Annotated in this window: 20 protein-coding genes; all 20 read right to left on the bottom strand. The window is 37.8% G+C overall.

Translation table 11 applies throughout. The features are described 5' to 3' along the window. Nucleotides 1-30: 30 nt before the first annotated feature. On the bottom strand, nucleotides 31-804 hold the full coding sequence (gene rnhB, locus AC1Q8L_RS13375) for a ribonuclease HII (RefSeq protein WP_001194259.1): 774 nt from the start codon (nucleotides 802-804) through the stop codon (nucleotides 31-33). A gap of 56 nt (nucleotides 805-860) precedes the next feature. Further along, nucleotides 861-1,751 (bottom strand): ribosome biogenesis GTPase YlqF, encoded by an 891-nt coding sequence (gene ylqF / locus AC1Q8L_RS13370; RefSeq protein WP_000236702.1) that lies wholly within the window; start codon nucleotides 1,749-1,751, stop codon nucleotides 861-863. Nucleotides 1,752-1,771: 20 nt separating this feature from the next. After that, the gene (lepB, locus tag AC1Q8L_RS13365; RefSeq protein WP_000711852.1) at nucleotides 1,772-2,323 is read right to left on the bottom strand and encodes a signal peptidase I; all 552 of its coding nucleotides are present in this window, start codon (nucleotides 2,321-2,323) and stop codon (nucleotides 1,772-1,774) included. A gap of 101 nt (nucleotides 2,324-2,424) precedes the next feature. Continuing rightward, entirely contained in the window at nucleotides 2,425-2,769 is a 345-nt protein-coding gene (rplS, locus tag AC1Q8L_RS13360; protein WP_001186516.1) for a 50S ribosomal protein L19, read from the bottom strand. 146 nt (nucleotides 2,770-2,915) lie between these two features. Next, entirely contained in the window at nucleotides 2,916-3,650 is a 735-nt protein-coding gene (gene trmD / locus AC1Q8L_RS13355) for a tRNA (guanosine(37)-N1)-methyltransferase TrmD (protein WP_000686899.1), read from the bottom strand. Next, nucleotides 3,650-4,165: a ribosome maturation factor RimM gene (rimM, locus tag AC1Q8L_RS13350; RefSeq protein WP_000170272.1), complete on the bottom strand. Its 516-nt coding sequence runs from the start codon at nucleotides 4,163-4,165 to the stop codon at nucleotides 3,650-3,652. Before rimM ends, trmD begins: the two co-directional genes overlap by 1 nt. A gap of 120 nt (nucleotides 4,166-4,285) precedes the next feature. After that, complete coding sequence (locus AC1Q8L_RS13345; protein ID WP_000737400.1) at nucleotides 4,286-4,513, bottom strand: KH domain-containing protein; 228 nt, start codon at nucleotides 4,511-4,513, stop codon at nucleotides 4,286-4,288. 14 nt (nucleotides 4,514-4,527) lie between these two features. Beyond that, nucleotides 4,528-4,800 carry a 30S ribosomal protein S16 gene (gene rpsP / locus AC1Q8L_RS13340; protein ID WP_000268750.1) on the bottom strand — a complete coding sequence of 91 codons (273 nt, stop codon included), beginning with the start codon at nucleotides 4,798-4,800 and terminating at the stop codon, nucleotides 4,528-4,530. Between the two features lie 101 nt (nucleotides 4,801-4,901). Next, a complete protein-coding gene (ffh, locus tag AC1Q8L_RS13335) occupies nucleotides 4,902-6,251 on the bottom strand; it encodes a signal recognition particle protein (protein WP_492339442.1) in 1,350 nt (449 codons plus the stop codon). A gap of 12 nt (nucleotides 6,252-6,263) precedes the next feature. After that, entirely contained in the window at nucleotides 6,264-6,596 is a 333-nt protein-coding gene (locus AC1Q8L_RS13330; RefSeq protein ID WP_000891062.1) for a putative DNA-binding protein, read from the bottom strand. Between the two features lie 132 nt (nucleotides 6,597-6,728). Further along, the gene (ftsY, locus tag AC1Q8L_RS13325; protein ID WP_000007642.1) at nucleotides 6,729-7,718 is read right to left on the bottom strand and encodes a signal recognition particle-docking protein FtsY; all 990 of its coding nucleotides are present in this window, start codon (nucleotides 7,716-7,718) and stop codon (nucleotides 6,729-6,731) included. Nucleotides 7,719-7,733: 15 nt separating this feature from the next. Further along, complete coding sequence (smc, locus tag AC1Q8L_RS13320; RefSeq protein ID WP_000478998.1) at nucleotides 7,734-11,303, bottom strand: chromosome segregation protein SMC; 3,570 nt, start codon at nucleotides 11,301-11,303, stop codon at nucleotides 7,734-7,736. A 147-nt stretch (nucleotides 11,304-11,450) separates the two neighbouring features. Further along, nucleotides 11,451-12,188 (bottom strand): ribonuclease III, encoded by a 738-nt coding sequence (rncS, locus tag AC1Q8L_RS13315; protein ID WP_001146875.1) that lies wholly within the window; start codon nucleotides 12,186-12,188, stop codon nucleotides 11,451-11,453. Nucleotides 12,189-12,246: 58 nt separating this feature from the next. Then, complete coding sequence (gene acpP, locus AC1Q8L_RS13310) at nucleotides 12,247-12,480, bottom strand: acyl carrier protein (protein ID WP_000786062.1); 234 nt, start codon at nucleotides 12,478-12,480, stop codon at nucleotides 12,247-12,249. A gap of 69 nt (nucleotides 12,481-12,549) precedes the next feature. Then, complete coding sequence (gene fabG / locus AC1Q8L_RS13305) at nucleotides 12,550-13,290, bottom strand: 3-oxoacyl-[acyl-carrier-protein] reductase (RefSeq protein WP_000911769.1); 741 nt, start codon at nucleotides 13,288-13,290, stop codon at nucleotides 12,550-12,552. Continuing rightward, the gene (gene fabD, locus AC1Q8L_RS13300; protein ID WP_000515902.1) at nucleotides 13,290-14,234 is read right to left on the bottom strand and encodes an ACP S-malonyltransferase; all 945 of its coding nucleotides are present in this window, start codon (nucleotides 14,232-14,234) and stop codon (nucleotides 13,290-13,292) included. Before fabD ends, fabG begins: the two co-directional genes overlap by 1 nt. Before the next feature lie 14 nt (nucleotides 14,235-14,248). After that, entirely contained in the window at nucleotides 14,249-15,241 is a 993-nt protein-coding gene (plsX, locus tag AC1Q8L_RS13295; RefSeq protein WP_000684097.1) for a phosphate acyltransferase PlsX, read from the bottom strand. Further along, on the bottom strand, nucleotides 15,238-15,831 hold the full coding sequence (fapR, locus tag AC1Q8L_RS13290) for a transcription factor FapR (protein WP_000747349.1): 594 nt from the start codon (nucleotides 15,829-15,831) through the stop codon (nucleotides 15,238-15,240). Before fapR ends, plsX begins: the two co-directional genes overlap by 4 nt. Before the next feature lie 88 nt (nucleotides 15,832-15,919). Further along, nucleotides 15,920-17,968: an ATP-dependent DNA helicase RecG gene (gene recG, locus AC1Q8L_RS13285; protein ID WP_001000823.1), complete on the bottom strand. Its 2,049-nt coding sequence runs from the start codon at nucleotides 17,966-17,968 to the stop codon at nucleotides 15,920-15,922. Between the two features lie 290 nt (nucleotides 17,969-18,258). Next, a complete protein-coding gene (locus tag AC1Q8L_RS13280; RefSeq protein ID WP_000027131.1) occupies nucleotides 18,259-19,935 on the bottom strand; it encodes a DAK2 domain-containing protein in 1,677 nt (558 codons plus the stop codon). Between the last annotated feature and the right edge of the window lie 3 nt (nucleotides 19,936-19,938).

The following is a 19,938-nucleotide window of genomic DNA, read 5'->3' as shown; positions in this document are numbered from 1 at the left end:
AAAATAAAAAATAAGCTGTATATTTACAGCTTATTTTTGAATCATATCTTTAATTGGCGCGAATGACTTTCGGTGTTCCTCTAATACTCCATGCACTTCAATTGCCTCTAAATGTTGCTTTGTGCCATATCCCATATGTTGCTCAAATCCGTATTCAGGATACTTCTCTCCCAGTTCTTTCATCATACGATCTCTCGTTACTTTTGCGATAATGGATGCAGCTGAAATCGAAACACTTTTCGCATCACCTTTAATAATTGAAGTTTGCGGAATTGGTGTGGGAAGCTTCATCGCATCAATTAATAAATGTTGGGGTGTATAAGATAAATTTGCAACAGCATCTAACATCGCTTGTTTCGTTGCTTGGTAAATATTAATTTCATCAATAACTTGCGGTGATACAATTCCAACTCCAATTGCAATCGCTTGTACTTTTATTTCATCATAAAAACGCTCACGTTTCGCTTCACTCAGCTTTTTTGAGTCATTTAACCCTGGAATATAAAAATCCTCAGGAAGAACGACAGCTGCCGTCACAACAGGCCCAGCCAATGGCCCGCGCCCTACTTCATCAATACCCGCGATATACGTGACCCCTTTTTCACGCAAAGCATTTTCATACTTGGACATTTCAAAAAACTTCTCTTTTTCTTTCTGTTCTAACTCTTTTTGTTTATACCACTTCAAAACGAGCTTTTGAACGCCTTTTCGCTCATCTTTCATTAACAGTTGAAAGCGATCATCTTCTTCATTCATAATTTCTTCCAATACATTTTCCGCTTCTTTTATCGTCATTGTTTGCATTTATACAAGCTCCTTTTTAAACGTATCCAAAAAGAAAAGACGCACAAACGCACGTCTTATACTTCTTCTATTTTTTCCACATCTTCTACTTGCTCTGCAAACTCTTCCGGTGTTTCAAACGTCATTTTTCCAAGTTTGCCACCACGAAGCTCACGAAGTACAAGCTCAGATGTCTTATCATAATCAATCATTCCGCCGCCCATTAAGCAGCCTCTATTTTTTCCAATTGCATCGAATAATTCCACAATATCTTCTGGAATCTCATTTAAATTGTAGCGTTCTTTCAAGCGTTCTGGATAATGTTTCTCCATAAAACGTAATGCGTAAACAGCTACATCTTGTAAATTTAAAATTGAATCTTTAATTGCACCCGTCGTCGCTAAGCGAAGACCCACTAATTGATCTTCAAATTTAGGCCACAGAATACCTGGCGTATCTAACAATTCCATTTCCTTCCCAACTTTAATCCATTGTTGAGCTGTTGTCACACCTGGACGATCTCCTGTTTTAGCAATATTTTTCTTTGCCAATTTATTAATTAATGTAGATTTACCAACATTTGGTATACCTACAATTAATGCGCGAATCGCTCTCGGTCTAATACCTTTTGCAACCATTTTATCAAATTTTTCTTTAACAAGCACTTTACAAGCTGCTGCAATTTCTTTCATACCTTGTCCAGCTTGCGCATTAATCGAAATTGCCATATGGCCTTTTTCTTTAAAATATGCGATCCATTGTTTTGTTAAACGATCATCTGCCATATCCGCTTTATTTAAAACAACAAGCCTCGGCTTATGTGTAATGATTTCATCAATCATTGGGTTTCGAGATGATAATGGTAATCGAGCATCTACAAGCTCAATTACAACATCAATTAATTTTAATTTCTCCGTTACTTGGCGTCTAGCCTTCGCCATATGCCCTGGAAACCATTGAATTACCATGTTGCCACCTTCTTTTTCATTTATTTCACAATACGTGCGTCTTCTAACGGCCAATATAACATATTGGCTTTACCAATTACTTGATCCTTTGAAATCGTACCGATTGAACGGCTATCTTTACTAAAACGACGATTATCACCTAAAACAAATAATTGATCTTTTGGAACAGTTTTCTTGCCTGTCATTTCTTCAAGATTAAAATCATATGTAAGCGGTCCGTCAGCAATTTGCTTTTTCTGCTTGTCTAAATACGGCTCCTCATAAGCCTTTCCGTTAACATACAGTTTATCATTACGATACTCTATTTCATCGCCTGGCAGGCCTATAATGCGCTTAATGTAATCTTTATCTTCTGTTGCTCGAAATACGATAATATCAAAGCGTTTTGGATCTCCAATGTGATAACCAATTTTATTCACAATCATTCGATCACGATCATGTAAAGTAGGTGCCATCGATACCCCGTCTACGAGAATTGGAGCAAAGAAAAACTGTCTAATAACACCAGCTAATACAACAGCAATCAAAATTGCTTTAATCCATTCCCAAAGTGAACTCTTCTCTTTTTTCATGCATTTCCCCTCCACGGTTATGTAAGCTGTTCGTATTATACCAAAATTTCATATAGATTGGAAAAAGGGAGCTTGTGCATTTACAAGCTCCCATACATGTCTTATCGAATTTCTTTAATACGTGCTTTTTTACCGCGAAGGTTACGTAAGTAGTATAGCTTAGCACGACGTACTTTACCACGGCGAAGTACTTCGATTTTCGCGATTCTTGGCGTGTGAACTGGGAATGTACGCTCAACACCTACACCGTAAGAAATCTTACGAACTGTGAATGTTTCACTAATTCCGCCACCACGACGTTTAATTACAACACCTTCGAAAAGCTGAATTCTTTCACGAGTTCCCTCAACAACTTTTACGTGTACACGTAAAGTGTCACCAGGACGGAATGAAGGAAGGTCAGTTTTTAATTGGCCTTTTGTAATTTCTGCGATTAATTGTTGCATATTAAATTCTCTCCTTTAAACAGATGCTCTTATAAAGTCTTAATAAATTACAGCGGAACATCGTTAATACGGCTACTGATTTCAGTAGCACAAATGTTATAATAGCATATTACTAGGCCTGTTGCAATAGCAAATATATGAAGTTATTACTGCTCTCGCTTTATTTCCTCAAGCCATTTTTTCTCTTGTTTAGATAGATCTCTATCATCTAACAAATCAGGTCTACGCGTATACGTACGGCGCAAAGATTCCTTATGTCGCCATTCGTCAATATTTTTATGATTCCCTGACATTAATACATCCGGTACCTTCATACCACGAAAATCAGCCGGACGTGTATAATGAGGATGCTCTAATAAACCTGTACTAAACGAATCCTCCACTTGTGAAGCATGATTTCCTAGCACGCCTGGCAAGAGACGTACAACACTATCAGTAATAACCATAGAAGCTAATTCTCCGCCCGTTAATACATAGTCACCAATAGAAATCTCATCCGTTACGAGATGCTCACGAATTCGTTCGTCATACCCTTCATAATGCCCACATACAAAGATCAAATGTTCTTCCTCTGCAAGCTCTTCCGCTTTCTTCTGCGTAAATCTTTCGCCCTGCGGACACATTAAGACAACTCTCGGCTTACGCTCTGTCTCTTTCGTCAAATCTTCTACAGCATCAAAAATAGGCTGAGGAGTAAGCACCATACCAGCTCCTCCGCCGTAAGGATAATCGTCTACGCTATTATGCTTACTTGTTGTATAATCACGAAAGTTAACAACACGAAGGTTTACCGCTTCTTTTTCTTGCGCCTTCTTTAATATAGAAGATCCAAATACACCGGTAAACATGTCTGGGAACAACGTTAAAATATCAATTTTCATTATAGCAACCCTTCCATTACATGAATGGTTACTAATTTATTTTCAATATTAACTTGAAGTACAACGTCATCAATATAAGGAATTAAAAGATCTTGACCCTTCGGACGTTTAATCACCCAAACATCATTTGCACCAGGAGAGAGAATTTCTTTGATTGTCCCTAGCGCTTCTCCTTCTTCCGTTACAACGCTGCAACCAATAATTTCGTGATAGTAGTATTCACCTTCAGCAAGTTCGCCTAACTGCTCTTCTGGTACTTTTATTAAAGAACCTTTAAACTTCTCTACTTCATCTACATTGTTATATCCTTCAAATGTTAATAAATCGAATGTCTTATGTTGGCGATGAGAAGTTACCTTCACCGGAAGGTAGTCTGTGTCTTTCTCATTCGATATGTATAGTGTGTTTCCTACTTTATATCGCTCTTCTGGAAAATCAGTACGAGAAATAACACGGATTTCTCCTCTTACGCCATGAGTATTTACAATTTTCCCTACGTTAAACCATTTTGTCATAAATAGTATGTCACCCCTGGTTTCTATATAAATTAAGCATCTCCATTTCATATATGGAACATGCAATCTCTATTTAAATGTTAAAAAAGGGAGAGGAATAACTCCTCGCCCTTTTTACGTTTATTGAATTTCCAGTGTTACTTTCTCATCATTATGATGTCCCACTGAATACAAGAGCATTCGAATCGCTTTCGCAACTCTCCCTTGCTTTCCAATGACTTTTCCAACATCCTCAGGATGTACAGTTAATCGATACTTTATCTCTCTGTTGTAAAGTTCCTGTGTAACTTTTACATCTTCAGGATGATCGACAAGAGGCTTGACAATCGTCTCGACTAACTTCTTCATAGTCATTGCCTCAATTACTTACCTTGTTTAGATAAGTGGAATTTCTCCATGATACCTTGGTTAGAGAATAAGTTACGAACTGTATCAGATGGTTTAGCACCATTTCCTAACCATTTTAATGCTGCTTCTTCGTTGATCTTAACTTCAGCTGGTTGAGCAACTGGATTGTAAGTTCCGATTTCCTCAATGAAACGTCCGTCACGAGGAGAACGAGAATCTGCAACAACTACACGATAGAAAGGAGTTTTTTTAGCTCCCATACGTTTTAAACGAATTTTAACTGCCATTTATAAAGCACCTCCGAATTTATTTCACACAGATAATTATATTAGCAAAAAGACTATTGCTTTGTAAAGTATTTTTTCTTAACAGAGCCATCTTTTTTTCCTTACATGAATGGAAACTTCAATCCACCTAGTCCTTTTTTCTTGCCTTTTTGCATTCCAGTCATCGTCTTCATCATTTTTTTCATGTCATCGAATTGTTTGATTAGACGATTGATTTCTTGTACAGTTGTACCGCTACCTTTGGCAATGCGCTTTTTGCGACTAGCATTGATTATTTCCGGTTGTTCTCGTTCTAATTTAGTCATAGAACGAATAATTGCCTCAATATGCCCAATTTGTTTTTCATCAACTTGCGCATTTTTCAGCCCTTTAATTTTATTTGCACCAGGAAGCATTCCTAACAATTCATCAAGCGGCCCAAGTTGACGCACTTGTCCAAGTTGTTCTAGGAAATCGTCAAGCGTAAACGAAAGCGTACGCATTTTTTGCTCAAGTTCTTTTGCTTTCTCTTCATCAACTGTAGCTTGCGCTTTTTCAATCAATGTTAAGACATCGCCCATCCCTAAAATACGGGATGCCATACGCTCTGGATGGAACGCTTCAATTGCATCTAGTTTTTCACCCATACCTGCAAATTTAATCGGTGTGTTTGTTACAGCCTTAATAGATAATGCAGCACCACCGCGCGTATCACCATCTAATTTCGTTAATACAACACCTGTTAAACCTAACTGTTCATGGAAACTTTGTGCAACATTTACCGCGTCTTGTCCCGTCATCGCATCGACAACAAGGAAAATTTCATCCGGTTTCGCAACTTCTTTAACTTTCGCTAATTCATCCATTAGTTCTTCATCAATATGCAGGCGACCCGCTGTATCGATTAAAACATAATCATGATGATCTTCTTTTGCTTTTGCAATCGCTTGTTTCGCAATTTCAACAGGACTTACTTGATCTCCTAAAGAAAATACAGGCATGTCCAATTGCTTCCCTAATGTTTCAAGCTGTTTAATTGCTGCTGGACGGTAAATATCAGCTGCAACAAGCATCGGTTTACGATTATGCTTTTTACGAAGCAAATTCGCAAGCTTACCTGTCGTCGTTGTTTTACCCGCACCTTGCAGACCAACCATCATAATAACAGTCGGTGGCTTATTAGCAACAGCAATTTTGCTTTGCATTCCGCCCATAAGTTCTGTAAGTTCTTCCTGTACAACTTTAATTACTTGTTGTCCAGGTGTCAAACTTTTCATTACATCTTGTCCGACAGCACGTTCAGACACACGCTTCACAAAATCTTTTACTACTTTAAAGTTAACATCTGCTTCTAAAAGAGCTAGACGAACTTCTCTCATCATTTCTTTCACATCGGCTTCAGAAACTTTTCCTTTGCCGCGGATTTTTTGCATTGTCTGTTGAAGTCGGTCGGCTAATCCTTCAAATGCCATATTGCCGCCCTCCTAATCTAATTTTTCGATAGCTTCAACAACTTGTTTCATTTCTTCATTCACATGCTCTTCTTCGCTGATTAGCTGTTTTAGCTTTGCAACAAGTCGCTGTCGCTCTTGAAACTTTTGAAGTAATACTAATTTTTCTTCATATTCTTCAAGCATCGCTTCAGTCCGTTTAATGTTATCATACACGGCTTGGCGACTTACATCAAATTCTTCCGCAATTTCACCAAGAGATAAATCATCTAGATAATAAAGCGACATATAACTTCTTTGTTTTTGCGTTAACAACGATTGATAAAAATCAAATAAATAGTTCATTCTCGTTGTTTTTTCGAGCATGTTGGATCATCCTTTGTTAAGTGATTTCCCTTTACATGAATTAGTTTACATGGAGTCCAAAAGAGTGTCAAGTTTTTTTCTTAACATCATATATTTTTATAGAAAAAGAAGCGGAAATACCGCTTCTTTCGCTTATACTTCTTCTGTTTCTACTAAGTTCGCAAATAAACCATACACATATTGTTCTGGATCAAACTGCTGCAAATCATCCATTTGCTCTCCTAATCCAACAAACTTCACCGGTACATCCATTTCATTACGAATCGCTAATACAATACCACCTTTAGCAGTTCCATCTAACTTCGTTAAAACAATACCAGTTACATTCGTTGCCTCCCGGAATGTTTTCGCTTGGCTTAAACCGTTTTGTCCTGTTGTTGCATCAATAACAAGCAATACTTCATGAGGAGCACCTGGTACTTCACGCTCAATTACACGCTTCACCTTCTCTAACTCTTTCATTAAGTTTACTTTATTTTGCAAGCGCCCTGCTGTGTCACATAGTAATACATCTACCTTACGTGCTTTCGCAGCTTGTACAGCGTCATACATAACCGCCGCTGGATCAGATCCAGATCCTTGTTTAATCACTTCTACACCAACACGATCGCCCCATACTTCTAATTGTTCAATCGCCCCAGCACGGAATGTGTCTCCTGCTGCCAATAGGACTGACTTACCTTCTGATTTAAACTTATGCGCCAGTTTACCAATTGTTGTCGTTTTTCCTACACCGTTAACACCAACAAATAAAACAACCGTTAATTGGTCCTCTTGCATATTAATTTCGTTACTAAAATCGCTGTCACCTTTGTAAATTCCCACTAGTTTTTCTGAAATAACAGCTTGTACTTCTTTTGGATCTTGAATGTTACGACGTTGTACTTCTTCTTTCAATTGATCAATTAATTCCATTACCGTCGCAACGCCAACGTCTGCACCAATTAAGATTTCTTCTAACTCTTCGAAGAAATCTTCGTCCACTTTACGGTAACGATACACTAAATCATTCACTTTATCCGCAAATGAATTTCTAGTTTTTTCTAATCCGTGTTTAAATTTCTCTGTAACTGTATCCGTTTGTTTTGAAATTTTTTCTTTTAGTTTTTTAAAAAAACTCATACTTTCCCATCCTTCCTATTCACTTGCAATAAGTTCTTCTCCGGCATCTAAACGAACCGAAACAAGTTTAGATACCCCTGATTCTTGCATTGTTACACCGTACAACACATCAGACTCTTCCATTGTACCTTTTCTATGTGTAATTACAATAAACTGCGTCTCATCACTAAATTTCTTTAAATACTGTGCAAAACGAGCTACATTCGCTTCATCAAGGGCGGCCTCTACCTCATCTAGTACACAGAACGGTACTGGGCGCACTTTTAAAATACCAAATAAAAGCGCAATTGCCGTTAAAGCACGCTCTCCACCTGAAAGTAAACCTAAGTTCTGCAATTTCTTCCCTGGCGGTTGTGCTACAATATCAATACCCGTATTTAGTAAATCCTCTGGATTAGTCATTACTAAATCCGCTCTACCGCCTCCAAATAATTCAGAGAATACCGATTGAAACTCCATTCTAATGCCTTCAAACGTAGTAGAAAAGCGTTTTTTCATTTCTTCATCCATTTCGGTAATAAGCTGGTGCAATGTCGTTTTCGCTTCTTCTAGATCGTCTCTCTGCTCTAGTAAGAATGTATGACGCTCCGCTACACGTTCATATTCATCAATTGCCCCTAGGTTCACTGTACCTAACTCTTCTATGGATAATTTGATTAATTTTACTTTCTTACGCGCATCTTCTGCAGGCATTGTCATTGTATATTTTAGTTTCGCCGCTTCAAATGAAATCGTATATGTTTCACGTAAATGTTGTAATCTATTTTCCAACTCTACATCAAGTCGGTTTATTCTCACTTCTTGATCTTTCAACATTTCAAGAATATATTTATGTTTACCTGTCGTTTCTTTCAAATTGCGTTCTAAATGTTCTACTCTCTCTTGCAACGATACACGTTGTTCACGACGAGAGCGAATTAATTCTGAAGTTTGATTACGATCATACGCTTTCTTCTCAATCATATTCGTAATTTGCTCTTCACCACTTGAATTAGATGTCATTTCTTGTTTTAAGAATGCTAAATCCTCTTTCGTTTTTACAAGTGTCGCATCCGTTTCTTCTTTTTCCTTCGTCAATCGTTCAACTTTTTCTTTTTGATTAGATAAGCGTTGTTGCTTTTCAGCTGCCAGCACTTTTAATTCAGTCATTTCTTTTTGAACTTTTTCTTTCGAAGAATGTTGCTCACTTTTTTGTTTTGTTAAAGCTACAATTTTACTATCTAACTCAGTGATATCAGCTTGAAGATTCGCTAAAATCCCTTCTAACTCCTCTTTACGCCCTTGCATTTTTACTCGATCTTGTAAAAACCCTTCAATCTCTAAATCATAAATAGACAAGCGGTCATTAATACGATGTTCTTCTAATTCTAAACGATTAATCTCTTCTCTTAATTTCTGCTCTTCTACACGATCCACTTCTACAGTTTGCCTTAGTTCGCGTATTTTCACTTCTTTTTCTTGAATCTCTTGTTTTACTGCTTTAACAAAGTTTTCTAACTTCGTTGTTTTTTCTTCCATATCAGTTAACTTGCGAGTCCACTCTTCCAGTTCACGTTGGCGTCCTAATAAAGAAGATTTCGCTTGTTTTACCGCCCCACCAGTCATAGAACCGCCAGGATTCACTACGTCACCTTCAATTGTTACAATGCGATAACGGTATTGCAGTTGTTTCGCCAACTCATTTGCTCCGCGTAAATTTTTCGCAACAATAACAGTACCTAATAAATTTGAAACTACATTTTCATATTTATTGTTGTACTGCACAAGTTCTGCCGCCACACCTACAAACGATGGGTGTTGATTTGCAATGCGTAATTGCTCAAATGATAACGATCTGCTTTTAATAACAGCTTGCGGTAAAAACGTTGCACGTCCATGTTTATTTTGCTTTAAAAATGCAATCGCATTACGAGCATGCTCCTCTGTTTGTACAACAATATGCTGCATCGCTGCACCTAGAGCGATTTCCATTGCAACTTCGTATTCTTTCGGAACCGTTAACAGTTCCGCAACAGCACCCTCGATACCTTGCAACCTATTTTCTCTAGCTTTCAATACTTCACGTACACCTTGATAGAAGCCAGAATAATCTTCTTGCATCTCTTCAAGCATTTCTTTTCGAGAACGTGCCTGTTGCACAAATTGGTATGCTTGGTATAGTTTTGTTTCATTTTCACTATACTGCGTCTTACATTTCCCAAGTGCCGCCTCTGTCTTCTGTATGTTTGAGAGAATGCCCGCTACTTTTTCTTTCGCTTGTTCGTAACTTTCTACAAGTTTCGTCTTTTTCGCTGTAATTTCCATACGCATTTCTACATATTTCGCATTCTCTTCATCTAGACGCTCGTTTTTAGACGTTTGCTGTTTAGATTGTTCTTCAATCATAGATAATTCATTGCGATGACTAGCTTGTTGATTTAAAAGTTCAATATAGTCACCTTTTAAATTCTCAATCTGTTCCTCTAAATTGTCAGCAAAAGTAGCAAGCAATTGCTCATTATCATGCAATTTTTGCTCCAACTCTTTTACTTCATTCACAAATTGCATTAAAGCTTCTGTACTTGACTCAATCTCACCATCGTAAATTTTAGCTTTCTCTGTTAATTCAACAATTAACTGCTCAAGTTGCACACAATGCGTTGTAGCATTTTGCTTTCTCTCTTTTAACAACTCGCGCTGCCCTTCTAGTTTTTCTAGCTCTTTACTAGAAAGAAGAAGTACCTCTTGCAACGAGTCTACAGACTCATCTACCGCTTGTAATTGTCCTCGTAATTCCTCAAGTTCTTCTTCACTTTTTTGTAAATTCGTTGACATTTTAGCTTCTTCGTTTTTATTATGCCCAAACTGATTTCGAAGTGCTTCCCATTTCTCATGCAATTCTTCAATTTCATGGACAATAAGCGCAGCTTCTACTTTCTCTAATTCTTCTTTATTCTCAAGATAATCTTTCGCAATAGAAGCTTGTCTTTCTAAAGGTTCTACTTGACTACTTAATTCATGAATTATATCTTGTACACGATTTAAGTTTTCTTGTGTTTCTTCTAATTTTCCTTCAGCTTTCTTTTTGCGAAGTTTGTATTTTAGTACGCCTGCCGCTTCTTCAAATACACCTCGACGCTCTTCTGACTTACTACTTAAAATCTCTTCCACTTTCCCCTGGCTAATAATTGAAAAAGCTTCTCTTCCCATACCAGAGTCCATAAATAAATCAATAATATCTTTCAATCTACATGATTGTTTATTAATATAAAAATCACTTTCACCTGAACGAGATACACGACGTGTTACACACACCTCATTGTATTCAATTGGTAAACGTTGATCTTCATTATTTAAAGTTATTGTTACTTCAGCAACATTAACCGCTCTCCTCGTATCACTGCCTGCAAAAATAATATCCTCCATCTTTGCACCACGTAATGATTTTGCAGATTGTTCACCAAGTACCCAGCGAATTGCATCAGTAATATTACTTTTCCCGCTTCCATTAGGTCCTACTACAGAAGTTACACCCGGGACAAAATCAACAGATACACGCTCAGCAAAAGACTTAAACCCTGCTATTTCTAATCTTTTTAAAAACACGAAAGGCCTTCCTCCTATTCTCCGTCGTTATAAATGTTCTCTATACAAAAACAAGCTATTATACGGATTTACCTTCTTTTTATTTACAAACAAAAAGAAAGTTTCATTCTATGCACAAGGAATCCCCCTCATTCAAAGGGGGATTCCTTATAGTTGTTCTTTTAATTTTTTCAATGCTTCTGCAGCAGCTTGTTGCTCTGCTTCTTTTTTCGACTTACCACTACCAAGACCTAAAGCTACGTTATTTAACGTAACACGTGACACAAATTCTCGATTGTGAGCTGGTCCTTTTTCTTGCAAAATTTGATACTCAACATTGCCACTACCATCACGCTGAATCAATTCTTGTAACTGACTCTTATAATCCATCACATGAGAAAAAGCACCCTCATTAATTTTCGGATATACAATTTCTTTTAAGAATTCCCAAACTGTTTCTAACCCTTGATCAAGATAAAGGGCACCAATAAACGCTTCAAAGACATCCGCTAATAAAGCTGGTCGTTCACGTCCACCTGTCATTTCTTCACCTTTTCCTAATAAAACAAGGCTACCAAATGACAATTCGTTCGCAAAACGAACAAGAGATGGCTCACATACAATAGCTGCACGTAGTTTTGTTAACTCTCCTTCGCTCATTGTCGGATATTTTTGAAACAGATACTGCGATACAGTAAGTTCCAATACTGCATCTCCAAGAAATTCAAGACGCTCATTATCTTCATGCGGTTTTTTTCGATGCTCATTCACATACGATGAATGCGTAAATGCTTGAATCAATAATTTTTCATCTGTAAACGTAATACCTATCTTTTCTTGAAACACTTTAAATGCTTCACGATATTTTGTTTCGTATTTTTTTTCTCTATATTTTCGGTACGGCATAGGTCCCTCCAGATATAAGCCAGAAAGCCCCGCTAAAAAACGGGACTTCACTTAAGCATTATAGATGACTCTCTATGTAAGTCACAGCATCGCCAACAGTAGCAATCTTTTCAGCATCTTCATCAGAAATTTCCATTTCGAATTCATCTTCTAATTGCATTACAAGTTCTACTACATCTAGGGAGTCTGCTCCTAAATCTTCCTTGAAGCTTGCAGCTGGTACTACCTCAGTCTCTTCTACTCCTAAACGATCAACGATGATTTTTGTTACGCGTTCTAAAACATCTGCCATTCCATTCACCTCCCCTCAAATATTATATTAAATATTGACCAAAAAAACTAGGTGAAATCGATTCTTTTATTACATTACCATACCGCCATCAACATTTAACGTTTGACCTGTAACATATTTGCTTTGATCAGAAGCAAAAAACGTTACAGCATTCGCGATATCTTGCGCTTCACCAAATTGAGCAGCTGGAATAACTTTTAACATTTCGGCTTTAATATTCTCATCTAGTACATCAGTCATATCAGTCGCAATAAAGCCTGGCGCAATTGCATTCACAGTAATATTTCGACTTGCTAACTCTTTTGCAGATGTTTTTGTTAATCCAATAACACCCGCTTTAGCAGCAACATAATTAGCTTGCCCTGGGTTTCCTATAACACCCACAACAGAAGCGATATTTATAATTCTACCGTGACGTTGACGCATCATATAACGAGATACTGCTTTTGTACATAAGAATACACCTTTTAAGTTTGTATTAATAACTGTATCCCATTCTTCTTCTTTCATACGCATTAATAAATTATCTTTTGTTACACCAGCATTATTTACAAGAATATCAACTTGTCCAAATGTGTCTACTGTTTGTTTCACCATATTTGTAACATCATCAGCATTTGCAACATCTGCTTTTACCGCAATTGCATCAGAACCTAATTTCTTAATTTCATCTACTACTTCATTTGCTTTTTGTTCATTACCTGCATAATTTACTACTACATTTGCCCCTTGTTTCGCTAAATCGATCGCAATCGCGCGACCAATTCCACGTGAAGCGCCAGTTACTAATGCTACCTTCCCTTTTAACATCAGTTTTCTCCTCTCAAATTTGAAATGGTATCTTTTAATGTCTCTTCATCATATATCGCATATGCTTTCACTGATGAATCAATTGACTTCATAAGTCCAGCAAGTACTTTTCCAGGCCCAATTTCAATAAATGTATCTACTCCCTGCTTCACCATACATTCAATAGACGGGTACCATAATACAGGCGAATAAAGCTGTTCGATTAACTTTTCTTGAATGTCGGCACCACGTGTAATAACATCCGCCGTAACATTTGCAATAACAGGAATATTCGTATCATGAATTGTAATTTCATTCAAAACACTTTGGAACTTCTCAGCTGCCGGCTTCATAAGTGAAGAATGGAATGGCCCACTTACTTTTAGTGGAATTGCTCTCTTTGCACCATTTTCTTTCGCTCTTTGAGAAGCAAGCTCTACGCCTTGCTTCGTTCCAGAAATTACAATTTGCTTCGTACTATTCATATTAGCGATTTGCACTGCATATCCTTCACTTGTTACTTCTTCTGTAACTTGTTTCAGCATATGTGGGTCAGCACCTAATATAGCTGCCATTGCACCTTCCCCGCCCGGAACAGCTTCTTCCATATATTCCCCGCGTTTCCTTACAGCATATACCGCATCTTCAAAAGTTAATGCACCAGCTGCTACAAGAGCGCTATATTCACCTAAACTATGACCAGCGACAAAGTCAGGTGTAATGTCATACTCTTTCAAAGCTGTCAAAATAGCAAAACTCGTTGTTAATAATGCAGGCTGAGCATTTGTTGTTAATGTAAGCTTTTCCTGCGGTCCTTCAAAAATCACTTCTGAAAGTGAATCTTGTAACACCTCATCTGCTTTTGCAAACACTTTTGCAACCTCTTTATTATTCTCTGCTAATTGTTTACCCATTCCAACTGCCTGTGAACCTTGGCCCGGAAAAAGAAATGCTATTTTTCCCATTTCAAATCCTCCTCTTATTGGAGTGACTCTTCCTCCATTACGCTTGAAATTGTAGGAATTACTTCTTTCGCTACCATTTCTCTCGTTTGACGAATCGCACTAAATATCGACTGGTCATTAGAAGAACCGTGAGCCTTAATGACAGGTGCTTTCAATCCAAATAATGCAGCTCCCCCATACTCCGAATAATCCATTTTATCTTTTAATACCATAAGTTTTGGCTTTAATACCGCCGCTGCTAATTTGCTCGTAAACGAACTCATTAGTTGTTCTTTCAACATAGAGAATAGCGCAAGTGCTGTTCCTTCTAATGATTTCAACGCTACATTCCCTGTAAAACCATCACATACAACAACATCTGCTACACCTTGCAATAAATCTCTCGATTCAACGTTCCCAACGAAATTAATTGGCGCATCCTTAAGTATTGCAAATACTTGCTTTGAAAGCTCGTTTCCTTTTCCATCCTCTGTTCCAACGTTTAATAGTCCAACACGAGGATTTTCAATTCCTCTTACCTTCTCAGCATAAACAGATCCCATTACTGCATATTGATATAAATGAATTGGTTTTGCATCAACATTTGCTCCAACATCTAACATAACAAAACCTTTTCCATCTACAGTTGGCATTGTAGGCGATAAAGCTGGTCGCTCAATTCCTTCCATACGACCGACAACAAATAATCCAGCTGCCATTAAAGCTCCTGTACTACCTGCGGATATACAAGCGTCTGCTTCTCCATCCTTTACTTGCTGTGCCGCAAGTACCATTGAAGCTTGTTTTTTTCGACGAACCGCTCTTACTGGTTCCTCCGTCGATTCTATTTTTTCGTCTGTATGAAGAATAGTAATTCGTTCATCACTCGTTAAATATTGACGAATTTCCTCTTCTTTCCCTACTAACGTAATATGTAGATCAGAATATTCCTTAATAGCTTTCATTGCCCCTAATACTACAGCCTTTGGAGCGTGATCTCCGCCCATTGCATCTATTGCGATTTTCATAAGTTGTTACCTTCCTCACTATAATTACTAGATCGATACATTTCAAAAGTGCCTGTAAAAACAAGTTCTTCTCCAACGAAGCTACGCACTTTGACAACCGTCCGTCCCTTATCATTCTCTACGTCTTCAACACGCGCTTTTGCAACAACACGCTCTCCTAATTTTACAGGGCGAATGTATCGAATGGTAGACTTTGCAGTTAAAGCTAATTCTTCATCAATAACCGCAACAGCTAGTGAGTTTGCTTGCGCAAACAGATGATGCCCACGGGCAATTTGATTTCTTTTAAATACATGTTCTACCTTTACTTCAAAGATAGAGATTGCATGTCTATCTAATTCAATATCAATAATTTCTCCGACAACCTCTTCTAACGGTAAAGATTTCACATCTTCTTCATGTTGCTTTGTCGCTACATGTTTAATTCTCTCTCTTAATTCAGGAATAGACAATTCCATACGATCCAGTCGTACTGTTTGTATACTCACTTGAAATTTTTCCGCTAAATCTTCATCCGTAATAAAAGGATTTGATTCGATTGTTTGTTGTAATAATTCTTGTCTTTCTTTTTTACTTCTTCTTTTCTTCATACCGCACCATCCATTTTTATGACTAGGTACTAACAGTAGTATATAATCATTAAAAGTAGAATGCAACAAAAATTTTTGTTGACTCCCTTTAATCGAGCTTCTCTCCTTGGAACACACCTGTCCCATCAAGATACGTACGCAAGGCAGCGTACTGATCATTGTGCCAAAATGCTTCTGAATCTACTAGTATCGCCGCATCTTGCCTTGCTGTTTCTAACGCTCGATAATCGTGTACCATGTCAGCAACCTTAAATTCTGGTAAGCCACTTTGCTTACTCCCAAAGAAATCTCCAGGACCTCGTAATTCTAAATCTTTTTCTGACAATACAAATCCATCATTTGTTTCAGTCATTATGCGCATTCTTTCTTTTCCTGTTTCTGATTTAGGGTCTGCTATTAATAAACAATATGATTGTTCACTACCACGCCCGACACGCCCTCTAAGCTGATGAAGCTGCGATAAACCGAAACGTTCTGCATCATAAATAACCATCACAGTCGCATTTGGTACGTTCACACCCACCTCAACAACTGTTGTCGATACAAGAATTTGCACTTTATTTTCACTAAACTGACCCATTATCTCTTCTTTTTCCTGAGACGATAATCTCCCATGCATCAATCCAACTTGGCATTTCCCTTGGTAATGATGCGTCAGCATACTATGTAAGTCGATAGCATTTTGCACATCAAGTTTCTCAGATTCTTCAATTAGAGGACAAATAACGTATGCCTGTCTTCCTTTTTTTATTTCCTTCTCAACAAAACCGAGGACGCGATCTAACATATCATGTTTTGCCCAGTATGTTTCAATCACCTTTCTACCTGCTGGCATCTCATCGATTATCGAAACATCCATCTCTCCAAATGCAGTAATTGCAAGCGTACGCGGAATTGGTGTCGCTGTCATAAATAATACATCTGGACTTTCACCTTTCTCCCGTAAAACTCGGCGCTGCGCTACACCAAATCGATGCTGTTCATCTGTAATAACGAGACCCAACCTATGAAATATAACTTCATCTTGAATTAAAGCGTGCGTTCCAACAAGAATATCTATTTCTCCTTGTTCTAACTTCGCTAAAATTTCTCGGCGTCTTGCACCTTTAACAGAACTTGTTAGCAGTTCCACCTTCATACCAAAATGCGAAAACGTTTCAGCAAGCGACTGATAATGTTGCTCAGCTAAAATTTCTGTAGGAACCATTAAAGCACCTTGATAATGAGCTAATTTCGATGCATAAAGGCCAATCGCAGCAACAACTGTTTTCCCAGAACCAACGTCACCTTGTAATAGTCGGTTCATCCGATAAGGAGATGTCATATCTTTTAAAATTTCATCTACAACTCGGCGCTGCGCACCAGTTAACGGGAACGGCAATGCATCGATAAATTCTTGTAATTCTACTGACGGAATCTCTTTCTTCGTCCCTTTTGAATTTTCCCTCTCCATTTTCCTCAGTGTTTGCATTTTCAGCTGAAATAAGAAAAATTCCTCATATACAAAACGGCGACGCGCTTGCTTTAAATCCTCCTGTCCTACCGGAAAATGCAAAGCCTTAAGTGCTTCATATCTTGGTAATAATTTATACCGGCCTAACAAACCATCCGGTAACACTTCGACTATAGAATCTCCATATTCCTTTAACGCTTGAGCAATAAAACGACGCATCTGTTTTACTGTAAGTTTCCCCTTTACTGAGTAAACAGGCTCCACTTCTTGTTGACGTACAACTGGCCCAAAATGAAGTTCTGATACAGCAATTGTTTGACGATGTTGATCCCATTTACCAGTAATCGTTACCGTTTCATCTAACGTTAATTTTTGCTTATAGTAAGGCCTATTAAAACATACCGCCGTAATTAAATAACGACCGACGAGAACACGAACTGTTAGACGCGATTTCTTCTTACCATAATATTGCAGCAAAGGAGCACTATGGACCTTCCCTTCAACCGTTACACGTTCATCATGCTTTACTTCAGCAAGATCTTTCATCGCATAATCTTCATAACGGTACGGAAAATGTTCTAATAGATGAGAAACTGTATAAATCCCCATCTCATGTAGTAACTCAGATGTTTCTCCTCCGATCCCCTTTACATCCGTAACAGGAACTTGTACAACATCATTCAAGATTCTCACACCCCGTCACATTATTTTCTTTATTGCATTTTATTTGAGTACCAATTAGCATCTGTAATCGCTCTCTTTCACCTTATATATTCTATCATAGGCATTCTAAGAGAAACTACTCAAATCCCTTATATAAAACAAGTAAAAAAGAGCCTCACTATTAGCAGCAAGGCTCTTTTCTCTCTTCAATATGCTAGCCTTTTGAATAAAAACTAGTAATAAACTTCATATTACTACTTCTTATCCATTAGCAAGTAAGTAATCCATTTATTTTCAAAACGAATCTTATCTTATTCTACAGAGAAGATGAAAGAATACACTGGTTGGTTTCCAGCATGCACTTCTACTTCTGCATCTTCAAATTTCTCTTCTACAAATTCAACTAACTCCGCTACTTCTTCGTCAGTTGCATCTTCACCTTGTAGAATCGTTACGATTTCAGAATCTTCATCAATAAGCGCTTCTAGTAATTGCTTCGCAGCTCCTACTTTTTCAGCATTTGTAGATACAATTTTTCCATCTGCAATACACATGAAGTCATCTTTTTGAATTGCTACACCATCAATTTCCGTATCACGTACAGCATACGTAATTTGACCTGTTTTCACATGAGATAAAGCTTCTTGCATGTTTTCTTCATTCTCTTCTAACGTTCCAACTGGGTTAAATGCTAACATTGCTGCCATACCTTGAGGAACTGTTTTCGAACGAACAACAATAACTTCTTGATCTACAACTGATGCCGCTTGTTCTGCTGCCATTACAATATTTCCGTTATTCGGTAAAATAATGATTTTTTCAGCATTCGCTTCTTCAATTGCCTTCACGATATCCTCCGTACTTGGATTCATCGTTTGACCACCTTCGATAACTTTCGTTGCGCCGATGCTCTCAAATAAAGTTTTAATACCAGACCCCATTGCCACAGTTACGATACCATATGGTTGTTTTTCTTTCGATTGAGCTGGTTGTTCAGGAACCATAGCAGGTTCATCTAATAAAGCAGTATGCTGTTCACGCATATTTTCTACTTTAATCTTAATTAAACTACCGTATTTTTGCCCGTAGTTCATAGCGTCTCCAGGATGTTCTGCGTGGATATGAACTTTTACAATTTCATCATCAGACACAACTAGTAGAGAATCACCATATACACTAATATCTTCACGGAATTTTTGTTCAGAGAAATTATGCTCTTTCACCTTTTCAGCCTCTAATTTCACCATAAACTCCGTACAATATCCATACTTAATATCTTCTGTACTCAATTGGCTTTGTACACTACGGTGATGTTCTGCGCGTACCATCTCATTCATAGATGTTTGCGTCGGTGCATCAGAAGAAATCGTTTCTCCTTTTAAGTCAGCTAAAAATCCTTCGTATACTACTACAAGACCTTTACCACCGCTATCTACAACGCCAACTTGTTTTAATACAGGTAATAAATCTGGCGTACGATTTAACGATGCGTTTGCTTCTTTCACAACGTCTTCCATAAACAAAACAAAGTCGCGCTGTTTTTTCGCAACTGTTACTGCATATTTACCCGTTTCTCTTGCAACCGTTAAAATCGTTCCTTCAATCGGTTTCATAACCGCTTTATAAGCCGCCTCTACTCCAGCTTCTAGTGCTGCAGCAAAATCAACTGTTGTTAATTCTTCTTTTTGTTCAATGGATTTAGAGAAACCACGGAACAACTGAGATAGAATAACTCCAGAGTTACCACGAGCTCCCATTAATAATCCTTTGGCTAAACTTACGCCGACTTTACCAGCATGCTGTGAAGGATTTGCTTTCACTTCACGCGCACCTGAAGTCATAGATAAGTTCATGTTTGTACCGGTATCGCCATCTGGAACTGGAAATACGTTTAATGCATCAACAAGCTGAACATTATTTGTTAAATTATTCGCTCCTTGCATGATCATTTGTGATAAACGTTTTCCATCAATTTTTTGAATTGACACAGA

Source organism: Bacillus sp. GW823-FHT06A11, assembly GCF_058795355.1.
Note: the sequence above shows the minus strand (reverse complement) of the source record. Positions and strands in the feature narration are given on the sequence as shown.

Bases quoted from the DNA above. Each gene is read 5' to 3' on its own strand.
- acpP (WP_000786062.1), bottom strand. From the start codon at position 12,480: ATGGCAGATGTTTTAGAACGCGTAACAAAAATCATCGTTGATCGTTTA.
- rplS (WP_001186516.1), bottom strand. From the start codon at position 2,769: ATGCAACAATTAATCGCAGAAATTACAAAAGGCCAATTAAAAACTGAC.
- rnhB (WP_001194259.1), bottom strand. From the start codon at position 804: ATGCAAACAATGACGATAAAAGAAGCGGAAAATGTATTGGAAGAAATT.
- ylqF (WP_000236702.1), bottom strand. From the start codon at position 1,751: ATGGTAATTCAATGGTTTCCAGGGCATATGGCGAAGGCTAGACGCCAA.
- ftsY (WP_000007642.1), bottom strand. From the start codon at position 7,718: ATGAGTTTTTTTAAAAAACTAAAAGAAAAAATTTCAAAACAAACGGAT.
- rpsP (WP_000268750.1), bottom strand. From the start codon at position 4,800: ATGGCAGTTAAAATTCGTTTAAAACGTATGGGAGCTAAAAAAACTCCT.
- plsX (WP_000684097.1), bottom strand. From the start codon at position 15,241: ATGAAAATCGCAATAGATGCAATGGGCGGAGATCACGCTCCAAAGGCT.
- ffh (WP_492339442.1), bottom strand. From the start codon at position 6,251: ATGGCATTTGAAGGATTAGCCGACCGACTTCAACAGACAATGCAAAAA.
- fabD (WP_000515902.1), bottom strand. From the start codon at position 14,234: ATGGGAAAAATAGCATTTCTTTTTCCGGGCCAAGGTTCACAGGCAGTT.
- rncS (WP_001146875.1), bottom strand. From the start codon at position 12,188: ATGCCGTACCGAAAATATAGAGAAAAAAAATACGAAACAAAATATCGT.
- fabG (WP_000911769.1), bottom strand. From the start codon at position 13,290: ATGTTAAAAGGGAAGGTAGCATTAGTAACTGGCGCTTCACGTGGAATT.
- trmD (WP_000686899.1), bottom strand. From the start codon at position 3,650: ATGAAAATTGATATTTTAACGTTGTTCCCAGACATGTTTACCGGTGTA.
- AC1Q8L_RS13345 (WP_000737400.1), bottom strand. From the start codon at position 4,513: ATGAAGAAGTTAGTCGAGACGATTGTCAAGCCTCTTGTCGATCATCCT.
- lepB (WP_000711852.1), bottom strand. From the start codon at position 2,323: ATGAAAAAAGAGAAGAGTTCACTTTGGGAATGGATTAAAGCAATTTTG.
- AC1Q8L_RS13330 (WP_000891062.1), bottom strand. From the start codon at position 6,596: ATGCTCGAAAAAACAACGAGAATGAACTATTTATTTGATTTTTATCAA.
- fapR (WP_000747349.1), bottom strand. From the start codon at position 15,831: ATGAAGAAAAGAAGAAGTAAAAAAGAAAGACAAGAATTATTACAACAA.
- rimM (WP_000170272.1), bottom strand. From the start codon at position 4,165: ATGACAAAATGGTTTAACGTAGGGAAAATTGTAAATACTCATGGCGTA.